The sequence below is a fragment of the Streptomyces sp. NPDC024555 genome, from assembly GCF_055559335.1.
This window is the reverse complement of sequence record NZ_JBVHKV010000006.1, coordinates 391,522-412,148: the sequence shown is the minus strand read 5'-3', so window position 1 is coordinate 412,148 and position 20,627 is coordinate 391,522. Positions and strand designations below refer to the sequence as shown.

Sequence of the window (20,627 nt, the reverse complement as noted above, 5' to 3'; positions counted from 1 at the left end):
ACGCCACCGGATCACCCGAACGGGTCCATGGGGCACCCCGTCCCACTGGACGGCCGGGGCCGCCGCCCGGTCCGGTACCTGGCAGTAGTGTCGGGGCCATGACTACGAATGACAGCGGCAGCGCCCCCAAGCCCCCCGCCAAGGACCCCTGGGACCTCCCCGACGTCTCCGGCCTGACGGTCGGCGTGCTCGGCGGCACCGGGCCGCAGGGCCGGGGGCTCGCCTACCGGTTCGCCCGCGCCGGACAGCGCGTGATCATCGGCTCCCGCGCCGCCGACCGGGCCGAGGCCGCCGCCGCCGAACTGGGCCACGGGGTGCGCGGCACCGACAACGCCTCCTGCGCCCGGGAGAGCGACATCGTGATCGTCGCCGTGCCCTGGGACGGCCACGCCAAGACGCTGGAGTCCCTGCGCGAGGAGCTGGCCGGCAAGCTCGTCGTCGACTGCGTCAACCCGCTCGGCTTCGACAAGAAGGGCGCCTACGCCCTCAAGCCCGAGGAGGGCAGCGCCGCCGAGCAGGCCGCCGCCCTGCTGCCCGACTCCCGCGTCACCGCCGCCTTCCACCATCTGTCCGCGGTGCTCCTGCAGGACGAGTCGATCGAGGAGATCGACACCGACGTCCTGGTCCTCGGCGAGGTCCGCGCCGACACCGACACCGTCCAGGCCCTGGCCGCCCGCATCCCCGGGATGCGCGGCATCTTCGCCGGCCGGCTGCGCAACGCCCACCAGGTCGAATCGCTGGTCGCCAACCTGATCTCGGTCAACCGCCGCTACAAGGCCCACGCCGGGCTGCGCACCACCGACGTCTGAGCCGGCCCCGCACCCCGCTCACGGCGTCCGGGGGCATGGGGGACACTGGACGGGACCGCGCAGCACCCCCGACAGGAGCCACCCCATGCCCCGCCTCGCCCTCTACGCACTCGCCGTCTGCGTCCTCGCCGTCGTCGCGGCCGTGATCGCCTTCGTCCAGGGCAGCTGGCTCCTCGGCGTCGTCTGGGTGCTCCTCGTCGGGCTCTCGTCCAACATGGCCTGGTACTACGTGCGCCGCCGGAACACCGCCCAGGACGCCTGACCGCCGTCCGGCGCGGGGCTCAGCCGCCCACCGCGCACCCCGGATCGCCCGTCTGCCAGAACCGGTAGGCGTCCAGACCGCAGTACGTCTCAGTGCCGCTGACGCCCAGCCCCCGCAGGATCGCGTCGACCGCGTCGAAGAAGGCCGCGTTGACCTCGGGGACCCACAGCAGGCCGAAGACCGCGATCAGCCCGTACGGGGCGAACGGCTCCACCGAGCGGCGCAGCCGGTGCGACAGCCACGGCTCGACCACCCCGTAGCCGTCCAGCCCCGGCACCGGGACCGAGTTCAGGATCGCCGCCGTCACCTGGAGCAGTGCCAGGAAGCCCAGCGCGTACCGGAACGGGCGCGGCACCCCGTCCAGCGCGTCCAGCCAGAACGGCGCCGTGCACACCACCGCGAACAGCGCATTGGTCAGCGGACCCGCCGCCGAGATCAGACTGTGCCGCCAGCGGCCCCGGATCCGGCCCCGCTCGATGAAGACCGCCCCGCCCGGCAGCCCGATCCCGCCCATGATCACGAAGAGCACCGGCAGGACGATGCTCAGCAGGGCGTGCGTGTACTTCAGCGGGTTCAGCGTCAGATAGCCCTTCGCCCCGATGGAGACGTCCCCGCTGTGCAGCGCCGTCCTGGCGTGCGCGTACTCGTGCAGACAGAGCGAGACCACCCATGCCCCGGTGACGAACAGGAAGGTCGCGAAGCCCGGCTGCTCGGCGAAGTCCGTCCACACCGCCCAGCCGGAGACCGCCGTCACGGCGGCGATACCGAGGAAGACCGGGCTGACGCGCCGGTCGCTGCGGGCTGTCGTGGAGGTCATCGGCAGGCTCCCGGGGGCGGTGGGACGGTCCGGCGGTCGGGCGGCGCGCCCCGACCGTACAGGCGACACGCGGAAAACGTCTCGCGCCGGGCGGGGAGTTCCATGAAGGGTGGGGGCATGACGGGCAGCACACGGGGCGGGGCGGGCGGGGTCGGCCGGGCGGCTGTGGATGACCCACCACCCGTCACGGACAATGGGCGGATGCGTTACGGCATTCTCGGCACCACCCAGGCCTTCCGCGACGACGGCACGCCCGTCGCCGTCGGCGGGGCGCGGCTGCGCGCCCTGCTGGCCGTGCTGGCGCTGCGCGCCGGGCGGACCGTCTCCACGGCCGTCCTCGTCGACGAGGTGTGGGACGGGGAGCCGCCCGCCGACGCGCCCGGCGCCCTCCAGGCACTCGTCGGCCGGCTCCGCCGCGCCGTGGGCCACGACGCCGTCGCCTCCGCCGCCAACGGCTACCGGCTCACCGCCGACCCCGACCGCGTCGACCTCCACCGCTTCGACCGGCTGACCGGCGAAGGGGCGCGGGCCCTCGCCGGGGGCGATCCGGCCAAGGCCCTCGGCCTCCTCGACGAGGCACTCGCCCTGTGGCGCGGACCGGTCCTCGCCGATCTGCCCGACCGCGCCTCCGACGCCGCGCGCTGGTCCCTGCGCCGGCTCGACGCCCGCCGCGCCCGGATCGCCGCCGCGCTCGCACTCGGCCGCGCCGACGAGGTGCTCCCGGAGCTGACCGCGCTCTGCGGCGAGCACCCCCTGGACGAACCGCTCCAGGCGCTGCGGCTGCGCGCCCTGCGCGACGCCGGCCGCACCGCCCAGGCGCTCGCCGCCTACGACGAGGTCCGCACCGTGCTCGCCGAACGGCTCGGCACCGACCCCGGACCCGAACTCACCGCGCTCCACACCGCACTGCTCCACCAGGAACCGGCGCCCGCACCCCCGCCCGCCGCCCCCGCGCCCGCCACCCCCGAGGCCGCACCGGCCGTGCCCGCCGTGCCCGCCGTCCGGCAGGGCAACCTCCGCGCCCGGCTCACCAGTTTCGTCGGCCGGGAACAGGACATGGAGGCGCTGCGCGGCGACCTCTCCCGCGCCCGGCTCGTCACGCTCCTCGGCCCCGGCGGGGCCGGCAAGACCCGGCTCTCCCAGGAGACCGCCGAATCCTTCGACCCCGGCCACTGGCCCGACGGCGTCTGGCTCGCCGAACTCGCCCCGGTCGACGACCCCGAGGCCGTCCCCGAGGCGGTGCTCGGCGCGCTCGGCGCCCGGGAGACCGTGCTGCGCGGGGCGGGCGCCGAGGAGCTCCGGGCCGCCGAACGCGGCGCCGGTGAGCCGCTCGCCCGCCTCACCGAGCACTGCGCGAGCCGCCGCATGCTGCTGCTCCTGGACAACTGCGAGCATCTGGTCGAGGCCGCCGCCGGTCTCGCCGACCATCTCCTGGCCCGCTGCCCCGGACTGACCGTCCTCGCCACCAGCCGCGAACCCCTCGGCGTCCCCGGCGAGTTCCTCCGCCCCGTGGAACCCCTGCCCGACCCGACGGCGATGCGCCTGCTGGCCGAGCGCGGGGCCGCCGCCCGGCCCGGCTTCCGGACCGACGCCGACCCCGCCACGGCCGAGGCCACCGCCGAGATCTGCCGCAGGCTGGACGGACTGCCGCTCGCCATCGAACTGGCCGCCGCCCGGCTGCGGATGCTCACCCCGCGCCAGATCGCCGACCGCCTCGACGACCGCTTCCGCCTGCTGACCAGCGGCAGCCGCACCGTCCTCCCGCGCCAGCAGACCCTGCGCGCCGTCGTCGACTGGTCCTGGGACCTGCTGGCCGAGGACGAACGGGCCGTGCTGCGCCGGCTCTCGGCCTTCGCCGGGGGCTGCACCCTGGAGGCCGCCGAGGCGGTCTGCGCCCACGACCCCGACCGGGCCCACGAGATCGCCGCGATCCTCGGCTCCCTCGTCGACAAGTCCCTCGTCGTGGCCGCGCCCGCCGCCGACGGCGCCATGCGCTACCGGCTCCTGGAGACCGTCGGCGAGTACGCGGCGCGGCGGCTCGCGGAATCCGGTGAGCGGGAAGCCGTCGAACGCCGCCATCTCGTGTACTTCCGGGAGCTGGCCCGTACCACCGATCCGCTGCTGCGCGGCTCCGGGCAGCACGCCGCCGTCGCCGTCCTCCAGCAGGAGTACGAGAACCTGCGCACCGCGCTGCGGCACGCCGTCGCCGCCCGCGACGAGCAGGAGGCGCTGTGCCTGGTGCTCTCGCTCTCCTGGTACTGGCAGATCCGCAATCTGCGCGGGGACGCGCTGCACTGGGCCGACGCGACCGCCGCGCTCGGACCCGATCCGTTCGCCGAGCCCGTGCGCCCGGCGCCCTCGATCCACGAGCGCTGCACGGACGCGCCCCCGCCGATGCGGCCCGAACTGCTCGAAGAGGCGCGCCGCGAGGTGATCCTGGTCCAGCTGGTCAGCATGGACCACGCGATGGACGAGTGGAAGAACGAGTCGAGCCTGCGGCGGCTGCGGGCCATCGCCGCCACCTACCGGGCCGGTCAGCCGCAGACCTGCCGCAGCCCCGGCTCGCTCTGGTTCTTCGCCGTGATGCTCACCGGAGGCGTCGGCGACCTGCGCCGTCTGCTGGACGAGACGGTGCGCGCCTCGCGGGAGTTCGGCTTCGAGTGGGAGCTGGCCGCCGCCCTCCAGATGCGGGCCAACGTCCTGGCCAACCGGCCCGAGTGGTCGGGCGCCGCCCATGAGGACGCCGACGAGAGCCTGGAGATCTTCCGCCGGCTCGGCGACGACTGGGGCATGGCCGAGGCGCTGTCCTCGCGCGGCGAGGCCAACGAGAAGACCGGCGCCTTCGCACAGGCCGCCGAGGACTATCTGGAGGCCGTCCGGTACGCGGAGAAGCTCGGCGCGCTGGCCCAGGTCTCGGTGCTCCGGACGCGGTACGCCTTCGCGCTGACCGAGCTGGACCGGGCCGGCGAGGGCGAGGCCATCCTCCGCGAGGTGCTGGCCGACGAGCGCCACACCGGCCACGAGGCGAAACCCGCCGCCCGGCTCTTCCTCGCCCTGCTGCTGGGCCGCTCGGGCCGTACCGACGAGGCCCGCGAGCAGTTCGAAGCGCTGCTGGAGCAGTTCAAGTCCCAGACGATGGCGATATTCGAGGGCTTCGTGGTGGGCGGCCTGGCCTGGCTGGACAACCAGGACGGGGCGTACGAACGAGGGCTGGAGCAGGCGCGCTACTCGCTGACGCGGCTGGGAGATCCGCTCACGCAGATGGTGGCGCCGCAGATGAGGATCATCAATCTGGTGGTGGTGGCCTGGGCGCTGGCCGGGCTCGGCGGGGAGGACAGGGGCGCCCTCGCCGCGCGGCTGCTGGCCTGCGCCCAGGTGCTGCTGCCCCCGGGGCATTTCAAGACCGCGATGGAACGCGACAGCTTCACCCGCGCGGAGGCGCTGGCCCGCGCCGCCGCGGGCGACGAGGCCTTCGAGACCGCGTACGCCGAGGGCGGCAGCCTCTCCCTGGAGGAGGCCACCGCCCTCGTCGACGCGTACGTGGACTGAACCCGCGGGAGGGGTCAGGCCTTCTTGCGGAACTTGGACACCGCGAGCGGTGCCATGACCGCGGTGATGACCACGGTCCAGCCGAGGGTCACCCAGACCGAGTGGGCGAGCGGGCCGCCCATCATCAGCCCGCGGGCGGAGTCGGCCAGGTTGGACAGCGGGTTGTAGTCGGTGAACGACTGGAGCCAGCCGGGCATCGTCTGGGTCGGGGCGAAGATCGAGGAACCGAACTGGAGCGGCATCATCACCAGCATCCCCATGCCCTGGACGGCCTGAGGGGTCTTCATGGACAGACCGAGCAGGATGAAGATCCACATGATGGCGGCGCCGAAGGCGGCCGACAGACCGACCGCCGCGATCAGACCGAGCACCGACTCCTGGAGCTCCATGCCGAGGGCGAAGCCCATGGCGAGCAGGATGACGGTCGCGACCAGCATCCGGCCGAGCTCGACCACGATCTTGGCGATCAGGACGGAGGAGCGGGCGATCGGCATGGTCCGGAACCGGTCCATGATGCCCTTGCGGAAGTCGTCGTTGACTCCGGAGCCGACGGCCATGGCGATGTTCATGCCCATCATCGCCATCAGACCGGGGATCAGGTAGTTCAGATACTCCTGCCGGCCGCCGCCCATGCTGCTGCCGACCGATCCGCCGAAGACGTAGACGAACAGCAGCGTGAAGATGACGGGCATCAGCAGCGCGTCGAACATGGACTCCGGATCCTTCTTGATCTGGAGCATGTTGCGCCGTACGAGCGCGCCGATGTGGCGCAGGTTGTTCCGCAGCCCGATCGAGCCCTCGTCGTGGAGCTTGCCGGCCGGGGCGGCGGAGGCGGTGTCGATGGGCGTGGGCGTCAGGGTCGTCGTGCTCATGCCGCGACCTCCTCGGGAGTCGTGTCGGTGACGGTGGCCTTGTCGCCGGTGATGGCGAGGAAGACCTCGTCCAGGCTGGGCAGCGCGGTGGCGACGTGCGCCAGCGGGAAGCCCCGGGTGCCGAGCAGGCCGATGACGGCGGTGAGCTGCTCGTCGCTGAGGATCGGTACGTACAGCAGGCCCTCGTCCGGGACCGCCTGGGCACCGGCCACCCCGTCGAGTCCGGCCTCCCGGACGGCCTGGGCCATCGCGGCCAGGTCCGCCGGGTCGGCGGGGCGGATCTGCAGGGTGCGGCCGCCGACCTTGGCCTTCAGCTCGTCGATCCCGCCGCGGGCGACGATCTTCCCGCGGTCGATGACCGTCAGCTCACTGGCCAGCTGCTCGGCCTCTTCCATGTACTGGGTGGTGAGCAGCACGGTCGCGCCCTCCGCGACCATCCGCTGCACCTCGTCCCAGACCTCGTTGCGGGTCCGGGGGTCGAGCCCCGTGGTGGGCTCGTCGAGATAGAGCACGGCCGGGTTGCCGATCATGGAGGCGGCCAGGTCGAGCCGGCGCCGCATGCCGCCGGAGTACTCCATCGCGGCCTTCTTCGCGGCCTCGGTGAGCGAGAAGCGCTCCAGCAGTTCGTCGGCGCGCGAGCGGGCCTTCTTGCGCGGGAGGTCGAGCAGCCGCCCGATCATGTAGAGGTTCTCCCAGCCGGAGAGCTTCTCGTCGACCGAGGCGTACTGCCCGGTCAGGCCGATGGTGCGGCGCAGCGCGCGGGGCTGGCGCACCACGTCGAAGCCCGCCACGACCGCGTGTCCGGCGTCGGGCCGGATCAGGGTGGAGAGGACTCGGACGAGCGTGGTCTTGCCGGCGCCGTTGGGGCCGAGCACTCCGAGGACGGTGCCCTCGCGCACATCGAGGTCCACGCCGTCCAGAGCCTTGGTCTCGCCGTAGTGCTTGACCAGTCCCCGCACCTCTACGGCGTTCGTGCCGCTCCTGCCGTTTCCGGGGTTCTTGTCGATTCGCGTCATGTCCACCATCAGACCAGCCGCCACCGACAGCGCGCCGACAGTCCGCCGACAGCAGCGCGACAGCCCGCCGATGGGGGAAGTCGGCGGGCTGTCGGTGGTGCGGCGGTGGTCGTTCGGGTCCTGCCTGCGGACCCTAGTGGAAGGTGTGCTCCGGCGCGGGGAAGGTGCCGCCGACGACCTCGTCCGCGTACGCCTTCGCGGCGTCGCCGAGGATCTGCCGCAGGTCGGCGTACTGCTTGGTGAAGCGCGGCACCTTGCCGCCGGTCAGACCCACCATGTCGGTGTAGACGAGGACCTGGGCGTCGGTCTCCGGGCCCGCGCCGATGCCGATGGTCGGGATGTGCAGGGTGCGGGTGACCTCGGCGGCCAGCTCGGCCGGTACGAGTTCCAGGACGACGGCGAACGCGCCCGCGTCCTGGACGGCCTTGGCGTCGCGCAGCATCTGCTGGGCGGCCTCCTCGCCGCGGCCCTGCACCCGGTAGCCCATGGCGTTGACGGACTGCGGGGTCAGGCCGATGTGGGCCATGACCGGGATGCCGGCGTCCACGAGCAGCTTGATCTGCTCGTGGCTGCGCTCGCCGCCCTCCAGCTTGACGGCGCCGACCCCGGACTCCTTGATCAGCCGGGTGGCGTTGCGCAGGGCCTGGACCGGGCTCTCCTGGTACGAGCCGAAGGGCAGGTCGGCGACGATCAGGGCGCGCCTGGTGCCCCGGACGACGGCGGCGGACAGGATGGCGATCTCGTCCATCGTGACGGGCACGGTGGTGTCGTAGCCGAGGTGACAGTTGCCCATGGAGTCGCCGACGAGCATGACCGGGATGCCGGCCTCGTCGAAGACGGACGCGGTCATGGCGTCGTAGGCGGTGAGCATGGGCCACTTCTCACCGCGCGCGGTGGCGGCGGCGATGTCGTGGACGGTGACCCGGCGGTTGCTCTTGCCGCCGTACAGCGCCTTGCTGCTGTCGGCGGGAGCACCCGAGGGGGGTGTGGGGGGCTGGTTCTGCGCAGCCTGAAGCGACATGGGAGACGGCTCCTTCGTCATCTCGAGGCGCCCTGACGGCGTCCCCGGATCCCTTCCATGGTGGCATCCCCGGGCGGTTCGCGGGAAGTGGGCCCGCGCACAGAACGGCACTCCGTGCCACGGGACCGGTAAAGACTTTCCAATACGAGACGGTCTCGTATCGAAATGAGGTTAGGCTCTCGTCCATGTCCATACCGTCCGGCGCACCCGCCGCCGTGCCCCACGTCCCCGAGGCGGTCCACCGCCGCCGGTGGGCGATTCTCGCCGTACTCATGTTCAGCCTGCTCATCGTGGTGCTGGACAACTCGATCCTGAACGTCGCGGTCAAGACGATCGCCTCGCCCGCGCCCACCGGTCTGGGAGCCACCCAGAGCGAGCTGGAGTGGGCCATCAACTCCTACACGCTCGTCTTCGCCGGACTGCTGTTCACCGCCGGACTGCTCGGCGACCGCATCGGCCGCAAGAAGGTCCTCCTCTTCGGCATCGTCCTGTTCGGCCTGGGCTCGGCCCTCGCCGCCATGTCCGGCTCGCCCGCCGAACTGATCACCTGGCGCGCGGTGATGGGCTTCGGCGCCGCCTTCGTGATGCCGGCCACCCTGGCCGTCCTGATGAACGTCTTCGAGCGCGACGAGCAGCCCAAGGCCATCGGCATCTGGGCCGGCAGCGTCGGCCTCGGCATCGCGATCGGCCCGATCACCGGCGGACTGCTCCTCGAACACTTCTGGTGGGGCTCGATCTTCCTGGTCAACGTGCCCGTCGTGGTGATCGCGGTGATCGCCATGGCGGTGCTGGTGCCGGAGTCCAAGGACCCCCGGCCCGGCCGGCTCGACCCGGTCGGCGTGGTGCTCTCCGTCATCGGCCTGGTGCTGCTGGTCTACGGCATCATCCGCGGCGGCGAACTCGCCGACTTCACCGATGTCTCCGTGCTCCTGCCGGTCCTCGGCGGCCTCGCCGTCCTCGTGGTCTTCGTCCTGCACGAGAAGCGCAGCAGCAGCCCCGCCATCGACATCACGTACTTCCGCAAGCCCGCCTTCTCCGCGGCCGTCGCCGCGATCGCGCTGGTCTTCTTCGCACTGATGGGCGTGACCTTCTTCTCCGCCTTCTACATGCAGAGCGTGCGCGGCTGGAGCGCCCTCCAGTCCGGGCTGCTGATCCTGCCCCTGGCCGTGGCGCAGATGGTCTTCGCCCCCCGGGCCCGGCACGTCGTCGCACGCTTCGGCGCCCGCGCCGTGTGCACCGTCGGCATGCTGGCGGTCGCCGCCGGCCTCGCGGCCTTCGCGCTGTTCGACGCCGACACGCCGGTCTGGGTGATGTGCGTGGTCTTCTTCGTCCAGGGCACCGGCATGGCCCACGTCATGCCGCCCGTCACCGTCGCCGTCATGCAGGCCCTGCCCCGGGAGAAGGCCGGCTCCGGCTCGGCCGTCAACAACACCTTCCGCCAGGTCGGCGGCGCCCTCGGCATCGCCGTCCTCGGCTCGGTGCTCTCCACCGTCTACCGGGGCGACATCGAGGACCACCTGGGCGCGGTTCCGGCCGCCGTACGGGACGTGGCGGGCGAGTCGATCGAGGCGACCCTCGGCGTCGCCGAGAAGATGGGACCCGCGGGCACCCCGCTGGTCGCCGCCGCGAACGACGCCTTCATGAGCGCCATGCACGTCACCGCCGTCTGCTCGGCGGGCGTCGCCGCGCTCGGCGCCCTCGTGGTCGCCCTCTTCCTGCCGGGCAAGCCCTCCGGCGGCGACCCGGCCGCCCGGGACGAGAAGGCGGTGCCCGCGGGCGCCGGACGGTGAGGGAGCGGCGGCACCCGTCCGGCCACGGGTGCCGCCCGCTTCGGCGAGAATCGGGGCGGCGAAAGGTGGTTTCACGTGCAGGCTCAGGCAGCGGACCCGGGCGGGGCCCCCGGCGGGCAGGACCGGCGGATCCCCGGCGACGACGGCCCACCGGCCCCCGGGCCGTGCCCGGACCAGCCACCGGGCGACGACCAGGAGCCCCGCCGGGGCCGGCCCCGCAGCGCCGCCGCCGAACGCTCCATCCTGGACGCGGTCGCCGCCCTCCTCGAAGCCGGTGAACCCCTCGCCGGACTCTCCATCGAGCGCATCGCCCGCACCGCCGGCGTCGGCAAGGCCACCATCTACCGCCGCTGGGCCGACAAGGAGGCCCTCTTCGTCGACGTCCTGCGCGATATCGAACCCCCCGAACCGGAGGTCTCCGGCACCGGCGGCCTGGCCGATCTGCGCATCCTCCTGGAATCCATGCGCACCCGGGGCCTCGCCCAGCGCTCCTCGGTCTTCCTGCACAACGTCTTCGCCCAGATGAAGTCCCACCCCAAGCTCTGGGCCGAGTACCAGGGCACCGTGATCGCACCCCGCCGGGCCGCGATGCTCGCCGCCGTCGGCCGGGCCGTCGAGGCCGGCGAACTGCGCGACGACACGGACGTGGAGCTGATGGACGACCTCTTCCTCGGCCCCATGATCGTCCGCACCATCCACCGCCTGGAGGCCCCGCTCCCCGAGGACCTCGCCGACCGGATCATCCGCCTGCTCCTCCAGGGCCTCGGCCCGGAAGCGGCGGACCGGGACGGAGCGGGCCGGGGCTGACCCGCCGAGTCCGGACGCGTATGCGCGTTCTGTCACAAGCCCGCCCCGGCGGCCGCCCGCCGGAACCCGCCGGCGGGCCCCGGTCGTCCTCGTCTCCGTACGGCCGTCGTCGACGGCGGCGAAAGCGCCGCGCAGCACCGAGGGCTCGGCGGCCGAGGCGCGCCGAGGCACTAGGGTCGTGGTCGCGGCGATGTTCAGGGCAAGGCAGTGAGGACGGCGCAATGGTGCAGGCGTACAGGACGGACACCGGGAGCGACGGCACGGAGCCGCACGGCTCCGGATCCCGCCTCCGGGACCTGCGCGACAGAATCACCCGGAATCCGGGCATCTGGCGCCGGGGCATCGTCCTCGCCTGCTGCTCGGTCCTGCTGACCCTGGTGATGCTGCTCCACGCCCAGATCCCCAACACCATCGGCAACCTGGGCAGCCTCACCGAGACCTTCCTGCCCTGGTGCGCGGTCTTCGTGCCGCTGCTGCTGATCCTCGGCCTGGTCCGCCGCTCCGCGACCGCGCTGATCGCCCTGCTGCTCCCCGTCGCCGTCTGGTTCAACCTCTTCGGCGGGCTGCTCACCGACAAGCAGAGCGGCGGCGGCGACCTCACCGTCGCCACCCACAACGTCAACGCGGACAACCCCGACCCGGCCGGCACCGCCCAGCAGGTCGCCGGCTCGGGCGCGGACGTCGTCGCCCTCCAGGAACTGCCCACCGGCAAGGTCGCCGCGTACGAGTCCGCGCTCCGCGCCCGCTTCCCGTACCACTCCGTCCAGGGCACCGTCGGACTGTGGAGCAAGTACCCCATCGGCGACACCCGCCCCGTGGACATCAAGATGGGCTGGGTCCGCGCCATGCGGACCACCGTCACCGCCCCCGAGGGCAAGGTCGCCGTCTACGTCGCGCACCTGCCCTCGGTCCGGGTCAAGCTGCACGCCGGATTCACCGCCGACCAGCGCGACCAGAGCGCCGACGCGCTCGGCGAGGCGATCTCCCACGAGCCGCTGGAACGCGTCGTCCTGCTCGGCGACCTCAACGGCACCATGAACGACCGCTCGCTCACCGCCGTGACCTCCCAGATGCGCTCCACCCAGGGCGCCGCCGGCAGCGGCTTCGGCTTCAGCTGGCCCGCCTCGTTCCCGATGGCGCGCATCGACCAGATCATGGTCAAGGGCATCGAGCCGGTCTCCTCCTGGACCCTCCCGGCCACCGACAGCGACCATCTGCCGATCGCCGCCCGCGTCAGCTTCTGACACGGACGGCGACCGGCGGAGGAGACGGAACGCCCGCTCTCAGCCGGACTCGCGCCACCGGTTGGTGATCGGCAGCCGGCGGTCCTTGCCGAAGCCCTTGGGCGAGATCTTCGTCCCCGGCGGGTACTGCCGCCGCTTGTACTCGGCGGTGTCCACCATCCGCAGCGTCCTCGCCACCAGCTCCGGATCGAAGCCGGCCGCCACGATCGCGTCCAGCCCCTGGTCCCGGTCGACGTACAGCTCCAGGATCCGGTCGAGGACGTCGTAGTCGGGCAGCGAGTCCGTGTCGACCTGGCCCGGACGCAGCTCCGCGCTCGGCGGCTTGGTGATCGAGGCCTCCGGGATCGGCGGGGTCTGCCCGCGCTCCTCGGCGGCCCGGTTGCGCCACTTCGCCAGCCGGAAGACCGACGTCTTGTAGACGTCCTTGATCGGCCCGTACGCGCCGACCGAGTCGCCGTACAGCGTCGAGTAGCCGACCGCCAGCTCCGACTTGTTGCCCGGCGCCAGGACGATCTGCCCCTCCTGGTTGGAGACGGCCATCAGCATCGTGCCGCGCAGCCGGGACTGGAGGTTCTCCTCCGCGAGACCGGTCAGGCCCAGCGCCCCCATATAGGCGTCGAACATCGGCTCGATCGGCACGGTCCGGAAGTTCAGCCCGGTCCGGCGCGCCAGCTCGGCCGCGTCGCCCTTGGAGTGGTCCGAGGAGTACTTCGACGGCATCGAGATGCCGTACACGTTCGCCGCGCCCAGCGCGTCGCACGCGATCGCGGCGACCAGCGCCGAGTCGATCCCGCCGGACAGCCCGATCAGCACACTGCCGAAGCCGTTCTTCGCGGCGTACGCCCGCAGGCCCACGACCAGCGCCGAGTACAGCTCCTCGTCGTCGTCGAGCCGCTCGGCGTACCCGCCGGTCAGCTCGGGCTCGTAGGCCGGCAGCGGCTCCTCGGAGAGGACCACGTGGTCGATCCGCAGCCCGTCGTTCACCACCCCCGACGGCGCCTCGGCCGCGGCGGCCGGCAGCTCCAGGTCCAGGATCACGCTGCCCTCGGCGAACTGCGGGGCACGGGCGATCACCTCGCCGTTCCGGTCGACGACGATCGAGTCGCCGTCGAAGACCAGCTCGTCCTGGCCGCCGATCATCGCGAGGTAGGCGGTGGTGCAGCCGGCCTCCTGGGCCCGCTTGCGGACCAGTTCCAGCCGGGTGTCGTCCTTGTCCCGCTCGTACGGCGAGGCGTTGACCGACAGCAGCAGCCCGGCCCCGGCGGCCCGCGCGGCCGGCACCCGGCCGCCGTCCTGCCAGAGGTCCTCGCAGATCGCGAGCGCCACATCGATGCCGTGCACCCGCACCACCGGCATCGAGTCGCCCGGCACGAAGTACCGGAACTCGTCGAAGACGCCGTAGTTGGGCAGATGGTGCTTGGCGAAGTTCAGCGCGACCCGGCCGCGGTGCAGCACCGCGGCGGCGTTGCGCGGGGAGCCCGCGGGCTGCCCGTAGCGGGGCGCCGCCGACTCCGAGCGGTCGAGATAGCCGACGACGACCGGCAGCTCCCCGAAGCCCTCCGCGTCCAGCCGCGCGGCCAGCGCGCGCAGCGCGCTCCGCGACGCCTCGACGAAGGACGACCGCAGGGCCAGGTCCTCGACGGGGTAGCCGGTCAGCGCCATCTCGGGGAACGCCACGAGGTGGGCGCCCTGCTCGGCGGCGTGCCGGGTCCAGTGGACGATCGACTCGCTGTTGCCGGCGAGGTCACCGACGGTCGAGTCGATCTGATTCAGTGCGAGGCGTAGTTGAGGCACGCCGCCCAGTGTAATCGTCTGACTGACGCGATGTCCCGGCGGGCCGTGCGAAAGACGCCGCGGCCCGCCGGGACCCCGGGGGCGGACCGGCCGTCAGCGGCGGTAGCCGAGGACCGTCATCATGCCCGCCTCCGCGTGGTACACGTTGTGGCAGTGGAGCATCCACAGCCCCGGATTGTCCGCGTCGAAGTCGACGGTCAGCGAGCGCCGGGGGAGCACGACCGCGGTGTCCTTGCGCGCCCCCTTCGCGCCTCCGGCCAGCGCGAAGGTGTGCCCGTGCAGATGCACCGGGTGCCACATCTCCGTGTCGTTGCGCACCACCAGCCGCACCCGCTCCCCGGCCCGCACCGGATGCCGCTGGTCCGCCCGGTACGGCTTCCCGTCGAAGGCCCAGTCGTACGCCGCCATCGAACCGGTCAGCCGCAGCCGCACCGTCCGGTCCGGCCGCCGGGGCGCGAGCACCGCCGACGCGTCCGGCACCAGCCGCTCCGCCGTCACCAGCTCCCCGTCCAGCTCCTTCGGCCGTACGGACGCGCCGGGCGCGGCGCCGCCCCCGGTCCGCAGCAGCGCCCGCGCCACGGCGTTCTTGCCCTCGGCCAGCGCGGTCAGCGGGAACACCCCGTCCTCGGCGGTGACCAGCACGTCGTACCGCTCGCCCATCCCGAGCAGCAGCGCGTCCGCCGCCGTGTGCCGGACCGGGAAGCCGTCGGTGTGCGTCACCGTCATCCGGTGGCCGCCGAGCGCGACCCGGAAGGCGGTGTCGCCGCCCGCGTTGATGATCCGCAGCCGGATCCGGTCGCCCGGCCGCGCGGTGAAGGCGGCCGGGTCCCCGGCGGTGCGCCCGTTGACCAGATAGGCCGGATAGCCGACGTCCCCGGCGTCGCCGCCCAGCAGCTCGCTGGTGGCCCCCATGAGCATGCGGGAGGGGCCGCTGCCCTGTCCGCCGCCCTTCCCGGCGCCCGGAGAGGCGGCCGTTCCGCCCCCGGACATCCCCTCCATCCCGTCCATTCCCTCCATGTCGTCCATGGAGTGCCCGCCGTGCCCGCCGTGCCCGCCGCCGGTCAGCTCGCGGAGCACCGCGTCCGGCGTGGACCCGTCCACCCCGTCGACCCAGTCGTCGAGCACGAGGACCCACTCCTTGTCGTACGCCAGGGGCTCCTTCGGGTCCTCGACGATCAGCGGCGCGTACAGCCCCCGGTCCTGCTGGACACCGGAGTGCGGATGGAACCAGTACGTCCCGGGGTGCGGCACCGCGAACCGGTACGTGAACCGCGCGCCCGGCGCGACGGCCCGCTGGGTCAGCCCCGGCACCCCGTCCATGTCGTTGCGCAGGGCGAGGCCGTGCCAGTGCAGGGAGGTGGGCTGCGGCAGATGGTTGGCGAGGGTCAGCGCGAGGGTGTCGCCCGCGGTGACCCGGACCTCCTTGCCCGGGAGCCGGTCCCCGTACGCCCAGGAGCGGACGGTGCGTCCGCTGCCCAGGTCGAGCCGGGCGGGGGTGGCGGTCAGCGAGACGGCGCGCTCGGGGCCGGCGCCCCGGCGCTTCTCGGCGGCGGCGGCCTCGGGGCCGTCGGGGGCGACATAGCCGTCCGGGGCGGCGCTCCCCGAGGGGGCGCCGTGGTTCATGGAGGAGTGGTCGGGGCCGGCGTCGGAGCCGGAGCAGGCGGTGAGGACGCCGGTACCGGCGACGGCGATCGCCGCGCCGAGCAGGGTGCGGCGGGTGGGCTGTGCGGACATGACGGAGTGCACCTCAAGGATGGTGTCGGGGCATGCGGAAGGGGCGGACGGGCGCGGGGCGCCGGGTCCGCCTATATCCGCAGGACCGACAGATCGGTGAGGAGTGCCGTGCCGGGCCGGCGCGGGGGAGGGGGCCGGGGCAGCCGGGAGGAACCGGCCCCGGCGGCCCGGGGCATCCGCCCGGCGGCGCGGCGGGTCACCAGCAGGGTGACGAGCAGGGCCAGCCCCCAGACCCCGAGCACCGCGAGACAGACGGACATCGGGTCCATACCGTGTGCAGGCGCGGGGTCGGGGGCCGGACGGTGGGCCCCGGGGCCGTGGACCGTATACGGAGCGGGGGCGGCCGGAAGGGCTTCCGGCGCGGCGGCGAGGGCGGCGGCCGGGGCCGTCGCGTGGGCGGCCGGCGCCATGGACGCCGCGCCGGTGTGCTCGGCCGGGTGCCCGACGGTGTGCATCGTGACGATGCCGAGGAGCAGCGCGGCGAACAGCAGCAGCCGTCCGTACGTCGCACGCCTCGTCACCGACATGGCGTCACCCTACCCCTCCCGGGTATCCGGGCCGCCGTGGGGCGGTCGAGGGGCGGTGAGGGGCACGGCGACGACCCTCCACCCGGGCGGTGCGGGCCGACGGGTCGGGTATCCGGGCCGTCGGGGGCCGCCGTGGGGCTCGGCGACGACCCGCCACCCGGGCGGTGCGGGCCGACGGGCCGCGGCGGAGGTGTGCGTACGTGAGCGGCGGGCGGCCCCGGTCAGCCCCGGGCGTAGACCTGTTCCGCCCAGGCGGCGATCTGCTCGTCCTCAAGGTGCTGGGCGAGGTCCGCCTCGCTGATCATGCCGATCAGCATCTTGTTCTCGACGACGGGAAGCCGGCGGATCCGGTGGGTCTGCATCTCCTCCAGCACGGCCTCGACCCCGGCCTCCGCGTCGATCCAGCGCGGGGTGCCCTGGGCGAGGTCGCCGGCGGTCATCTTCGACGGGTCGTGGCCGGCGGCGATGCACCCGACCACGATGTCGCGGTCCGTGAGGATGCCGACCATCCGGTCCTGGTGGCCGTTCTCCGAGATGGGCAGCGCACCCACGTGGTGGTCGCGCATGAGCTGGGCGGCGCGGTCGAGGGTCTCGTGCGCCGGGATCCAGGTGGCGCCGTTGTGCATGATGTCCTTGGCGGTGGTCATGGGGATTCCTCCTGGTGCCGTGAGGCACAGCCGTCACACCCCGAGCCCTTCCATCGTCGGGTGACCCGTTCGGAGTACGCGACCGCTATCACCCATTCGGGTGCATCCGGCGTGGAACGGGAACCGGGGCGGCGTGCGGATGTGCGGGCGCGCCGCCCCGTTCCTCAGCCGCGCGGAGCGGCCCCGCGCTCCTTGAGCATGGCGGCCATCGCGTCCAGTTCGGACTGCTGGGCGTCGACCATGCCCTGGGCGAGCCGCTTCTCCGCCTTCACGGCGCAGAGCCGGACGCAGCCCCGGGCCATGGCGATGCCGCCCTTGTGGTGGTCGGTCATGAGCTGGAGGTACAGCACCTCGGCCCGCTTGCCGCCCGCCCGTCGCAGGGCGTCGAGTTCGGTGCGGGTGGCCATGCCGGGCATGAGCGAGCCGTCGTGGGGCTCGTACCCGCCGTCCGGGGCGTCCCCGCTTCCGTCGCCCATGTCCATGCCGGGCATCGACGCCATGTCGTGACCGTCGTGGCCGTCGTGGCCGTCGGCGGAGGGCTCCCGCATCCAGGCCATCGGCTCCTGCCCCGCGGAGATCTTCGGCAGCTCCCACAGGTCGAGCCAGCCCAGGAGCATGCCGCGCTGGTTGGCCTGGGTGTTGGCGATGTCGTAGGCGAACCGGCGCACGTCCTCGTCCTGGGTGCGGTCGCGGACGATGAAGGACATCTCCACGGCCTGCTGGTGGTGGACGGCCATGTCCTGGGCGAACCCGGCGTCCGCGGAACCGGCGTCCGGGACCGCCGGGGCGGTGGCCGCCGGGTGGTCCCCGTCGTCCCCGCCCGCGGAGGCGACCGTCGCCGCCCCCGCGAACAGCACCGCCAGCGCGACGGCGGAACCGGCGACCCAGCGCACGCGCCGGGTGCCCTCGCTCACGGTCACGGAGCCCCCAGCCCGCCGGTGCACGCCGCACCCGGCTCGGGCGTCTGCGGGCCCTGCACGTACTTGGCGAAGAACGTCGCCACCCGGGGGTCGTCGGCACTGTCCACGGTGACCTGCTTGCCCCAGGCGCTGAGCATGAGCGCGCCCTCCTGGTCCGGATAGGGGCTCATCAGGGAGTACGGGGTCTTCCCGACCCGCTCCGCGAGCTTGTCCACATCGGCGGCCGGGGCCTTGTCGGTGTACGTCACCCAGACCGAACCGTGCTCCAGGGCGTGCACGGCGTTCATGTCGGGGATGGCCTTCTTGTACACCTCGCCGTCGCAGTTCATCCAGACCGGACTGTGGTCGCCGCCGACCGGGGGCTTCATCGGGTAGCTGACGGTCTTGGTGACGTGGTTGCGGGTCAGCTTCTTCGGGTCCCAGGACTGTTCGCCCTCGACGTCGCCCTTGGCCAGCTCCTTCTTCTCCGCCTCGGCCTGCTTCGACTCCTTCACGTCGGCGGCCTTCTGGTCGGCGTTCGCCTCCGACCGGTCGATCAGGGTGTACGCGCCGAAGGTGACGAGCCCCGCGACGACGACGGCGCTCACGCCGATGACCAGCACGCGGTTGCGGCGGTCGCGCGCCCGGTCGGCGTTGCGCATCTGCTCTATGCGGGTCCTGCGGTCGAAGCTCATGTCATGGTCCTTCGGCGAAGGGTCGATGAGGGGGCTGAACGGTCGCGCGAGCGGTGTGCGCGGGGCCGCTGCGAGGCCGTCGCGGCCCTCGTACACCACGGCGGACGATCGTAGTGGGTGGCCACGTGCTCCATCTCACGCCGGGTGCGTAATCTGGGGGAAATCCGGGGTCGTGATACTGGTGCCTCACCCCTTCCCCGGGCGGTGGTGCACAGACCGTCTGAACTGCAAGGATGTGGCTCATGGACAAGCAGCAGGAATTCGTCCTCAGGACACTTGAGGAGCGCGACATCCGGTTCGTACGGCTGTGGTTCACCGACGTGCTCGGTTACCTCAAGTCCGTGGCCGTGGCCCCTGCCGAGCTGGAACAGGCGTTTGACGAGGGCATCGGCTTCGACGGCTCGGCCATCGAGGGCTTCGCCCGTGTATACGAATCGGACATGATCGCCAAGCCGGACCCCGGCACCTTCCAGATCCTGCCCTGGCGGGCGGAGGCGCCCGGCACCGCGCGCATGTTCTGCGACATCCTGATGCCGGACGGCTCGCCGTCCTTCGCCGATCCGCGCTACGTCCTCAAGCGGATCCTGGCCAAGACGTCCGATCTGGGCTTCACGTTCTACACGCACCCCGAGATCGAGTTCTTCCTGCTGAAGGACAAGCCGGTCGACGGCAGCCGCCCGACCCCCGCCGACAGCTCCGGCTACTTCGACCACACCCCGCAGAACGTCGGCATGGACTTCCGCCGCCAGGCCATCACCATGCTCGAATCCATGGGCATCTCGGTCGAGTTCAGCCACCACGAGGGCGCCCCCGGCCAGCAGGAGATCGACCTGCGGTACGCGGACGCGCTCTCCACCGCCGACAACATCATGACCTTCCGCCTCGTCATGAAGCAGGTCGCGCTGGAGCAGGGCGTCCAGGCCACGTTCATGCCCAAGCCGTTCTCCGAGTACCCCGGCTCGGGCATGCACACCCACCTCTCCCTCTTCGAGGGCGACCGCAACGCGTTCTACGAGTCCGGCGCCGAGTACCAGCTGTCCAAGGTCGGCCGCTCCTTCATCGCCGGCCTCCTCCGCCACGCCGCGGAGATCTCCGCCGTCACCAACCAGTGGGTCAACTCCTACAAGCGCATCTGGGGCGGCTCCACCCGCGCCGCGGGCGCCGGCGGCGAGGCCCCCTCGTACATCTGCTGGGGCCACAACAACCGCTCCGCCCTCATCCGCGTCCCCATGTACAAGCCCGGCAAGACCGGCTCCGCCCGCGTCGAGGTCCGCTCCATCGACTCCGGCGCCAACCCCTACCTCACCTACGCCGTCCTCCTCGCCGCCGGCCTCAAGGGCATCGAGGAGGGCTACGAACTCCCCGCCGGCGCCGACGACGACGTCTGGGCCCTCTCCGACTCGGAACGCCGCGCGATGGGCATCGAGCCCCTCCCGCAGAACCTCGGCGAGGCCATCTCCCTCATGGAGAAGAGCGAACTCGTCGCCGAAACCCTCGGCGAGCACGTCTTCGACTTCTTCCTCCGCAACAAGAAGCAGGAGTGGGAGGAGTACCGCAGCGAGGTCACGGCCTTCGAGCTGAAGGCGCTGCTGCCGGTGCTGTAGGCGCGTCGCGCACGCGAGACCCGGGGCCGACGACGCAGCCCGTCGGCCCCGGGCGCACTGTGAGCGGGTGCTGTCAGGGACGGGTCAGTGAGGACCGCATGGCGGTCATGAGCTTCTGGCGAGCCTCCCGGAAGTCTCTCCGTGCCCGGGTGCACGCGGCATCCTCGCGCAGATGCCCGTCGGCCACCGCATCGCGGTAGAGCAGCAGCTGGTGGGCGGCCTCCCGGGCGAGCCGGGCCACCACCGGGTCGGCCAGCAGCTCCAATTGGTACTGCTTCGCGTGCACGTTGTGGGTCAGGATGCTGGAGCGGGCCCGCTCGGCCCGTTCCGCGGCGGGCGCGTCCGCCGATCCGCTGGCATCGCTTATGGCGTCACGGGCCCCGGTCAGGGCTTCCAGGAACTGCGCGGACACCGTGCGGACGGTTTCTCGGTCGCGTTCGCGTGCGTCCCGTCGCCAGCGCACCCGGTCTGTGGCGAGTGTGCTGCCCACGCCGATGACCGCGCCCACCAACGTGGCGATCAGTGCTGTCCAGTCCATGG

At 72.6% G+C, this 20,627-nt stretch carries 18 protein-coding genes; 7 read left to right on the top strand and 11 right to left on the bottom strand.

Translation table 11 applies throughout. From position 1 onward, the window contains the following. Positions 1 to 98 precede the first annotated feature (98 nt). Both npdG and ACZ4FH_RS13310 read left to right on the top strand, forming a co-directional pair. Positions 99 to 809 (top strand): NADPH-dependent F420 reductase, encoded by a 711-nt coding sequence (gene npdG / locus ACZ4FH_RS13315; RefSeq protein ID WP_383632420.1) that lies wholly within the window; start codon positions 99 to 101, stop codon positions 807 to 809. A gap of 85 nt (positions 810 to 894) precedes the next feature. Beyond that, positions 895 to 1,071 carry a hypothetical protein gene (locus ACZ4FH_RS13310; protein WP_383632417.1) on the top strand — a complete coding sequence of 59 codons (177 nt, stop codon included), beginning with the start codon at positions 895 to 897 and terminating at the stop codon, positions 1,069 to 1,071. A gap of 19 nt (positions 1,072 to 1,090) precedes the next feature. On the opposite strand, the gene ACZ4FH_RS13305 is transcribed toward ACZ4FH_RS13310, so the two are convergent. After that, positions 1,091 to 1,888: a site-2 protease family protein gene (locus ACZ4FH_RS13305; protein WP_467304417.1), complete on the bottom strand. Its 798-nt coding sequence runs from the start codon at positions 1,886 to 1,888 to the stop codon at positions 1,091 to 1,093. Between the two features lie 201 nt (positions 1,889 to 2,089). Here ACZ4FH_RS13305 and ACZ4FH_RS13300 point away from each other — a divergent pair, with 201 nt between their 5' ends. After that, on the top strand, positions 2,090 to 5,437 hold the full coding sequence (locus ACZ4FH_RS13300) for an AfsR/SARP family transcriptional regulator (protein WP_467304416.1): 3,348 nt from the start codon (positions 2,090 to 2,092) through the stop codon (positions 5,435 to 5,437). 14 nt (positions 5,438 to 5,451) lie between these two features. On the opposite strand, the gene ACZ4FH_RS13295 is transcribed toward ACZ4FH_RS13300, so the two are convergent. The 3 genes from ACZ4FH_RS13295 to panB form a co-directional block, all read right to left on the bottom strand. Continuing rightward, a complete protein-coding gene (locus ACZ4FH_RS13295; protein WP_467304415.1) occupies positions 5,452 to 6,309 on the bottom strand; it encodes an ABC transporter permease in 858 nt (285 codons plus the stop codon). After that, a complete protein-coding gene (locus ACZ4FH_RS13290; RefSeq protein ID WP_383632405.1) occupies positions 6,306 to 7,334 on the bottom strand; it encodes an ATP-binding cassette domain-containing protein in 1,029 nt (342 codons plus the stop codon). Before ACZ4FH_RS13290 ends, ACZ4FH_RS13295 begins: the two co-directional genes overlap by 4 nt. Before the next feature lie 124 nt (positions 7,335 to 7,458). After that, positions 7,459 to 8,346: a 3-methyl-2-oxobutanoate hydroxymethyltransferase gene (panB, locus tag ACZ4FH_RS13285; protein WP_467304413.1), complete on the bottom strand. Its 888-nt coding sequence runs from the start codon at positions 8,344 to 8,346 to the stop codon at positions 7,459 to 7,461. Between the two features lie 185 nt (positions 8,347 to 8,531). On the opposite strand from panB, the gene ACZ4FH_RS13280 reads away from it, so the two are divergent. The 3 genes from ACZ4FH_RS13280 (at position 8,532) to ACZ4FH_RS13270 (ending at position 12,187) form a co-directional block, all read left to right on the top strand. Further along, positions 8,532 to 10,136, top strand: coding sequence for an MFS transporter (locus ACZ4FH_RS13280; RefSeq protein WP_467304411.1), 1,605 nt, complete (start codon positions 8,532 to 8,534; stop codon positions 10,134 to 10,136). Positions 10,137 to 10,265: 129 nt separating this feature from the next. Continuing rightward, positions 10,266 to 10,943, top strand: a complete 678-nt coding sequence (locus ACZ4FH_RS13275) for a TetR/AcrR family transcriptional regulator (protein ID WP_467304461.1) — start codon at positions 10,266 to 10,268, stop codon at positions 10,941 to 10,943. 221 nt (positions 10,944 to 11,164) lie between these two features. Beyond that, complete coding sequence (locus ACZ4FH_RS13270; RefSeq protein ID WP_467304409.1) at positions 11,165 to 12,187, top strand: endonuclease/exonuclease/phosphatase family protein; 1,023 nt, start codon at positions 11,165 to 11,167, stop codon at positions 12,185 to 12,187. A 39-nt stretch (positions 12,188 to 12,226) separates the two neighbouring features. Here the strand turns inward: ACZ4FH_RS13270 and ACZ4FH_RS13265 are convergent, their stop codons facing one another. The 6 genes from ACZ4FH_RS13265 to ACZ4FH_RS13240 form a co-directional block, all read right to left on the bottom strand. Continuing rightward, on the bottom strand, positions 12,227 to 13,981 hold the full coding sequence (locus ACZ4FH_RS13265) for an NAD+ synthase (RefSeq protein ID WP_467304407.1): 1,755 nt from the start codon (positions 13,979 to 13,981) through the stop codon (positions 12,227 to 12,229). Between the two features lie 93 nt (positions 13,982 to 14,074). Beyond that, positions 14,075 to 15,715, bottom strand: coding sequence for a multicopper oxidase family protein (locus ACZ4FH_RS13260; protein WP_467304406.1), 1,641 nt, complete (start codon positions 15,713 to 15,715; stop codon positions 14,075 to 14,077). 71 nt (positions 15,716 to 15,786) lie between these two features. After that, positions 15,787 to 16,242, bottom strand: a complete 456-nt coding sequence (locus ACZ4FH_RS13255) for a hypothetical protein (RefSeq protein ID WP_467304405.1) — start codon at positions 16,240 to 16,242, stop codon at positions 15,787 to 15,789. A 221-nt stretch (positions 16,243 to 16,463) separates the two neighbouring features. Then, positions 16,464 to 16,889, bottom strand: coding sequence for a CBS domain-containing protein (locus ACZ4FH_RS13250; protein ID WP_467304404.1), 426 nt, complete (start codon positions 16,887 to 16,889; stop codon positions 16,464 to 16,466). 164 nt (positions 16,890 to 17,053) lie between these two features. Continuing rightward, positions 17,054 to 17,803, bottom strand: a complete 750-nt coding sequence (locus tag ACZ4FH_RS13245; RefSeq protein ID WP_467304460.1) for a DUF305 domain-containing protein — start codon at positions 17,801 to 17,803, stop codon at positions 17,054 to 17,056. A gap of 2 nt (positions 17,804 to 17,805) precedes the next feature. Continuing rightward, positions 17,806 to 18,483, bottom strand: a complete 678-nt coding sequence (locus ACZ4FH_RS13240; RefSeq protein WP_467304403.1) for a DUF3105 domain-containing protein — start codon at positions 18,481 to 18,483, stop codon at positions 17,806 to 17,808. A 242-nt stretch (positions 18,484 to 18,725) separates the two neighbouring features. On the opposite strand from ACZ4FH_RS13240, the gene glnA reads away from it, so the two are divergent. Beyond that, positions 18,726 to 20,087, top strand: a complete 1,362-nt coding sequence (glnA, locus tag ACZ4FH_RS13235; protein ID WP_467304401.1) for a type I glutamate--ammonia ligase — start codon at positions 18,726 to 18,728, stop codon at positions 20,085 to 20,087. A gap of 73 nt (positions 20,088 to 20,160) precedes the next feature. On the opposite strand, the gene ACZ4FH_RS13230 is transcribed toward glnA, so the two are convergent. Beyond that, the gene (locus tag ACZ4FH_RS13230; protein ID WP_467304400.1) at positions 20,161 to 20,625 is read right to left on the bottom strand and encodes a hypothetical protein; all 465 of its coding nucleotides are present in this window, start codon (positions 20,623 to 20,625) and stop codon (positions 20,161 to 20,163) included. Positions 20,626 to 20,627 lie beyond the last annotated feature (2 nt).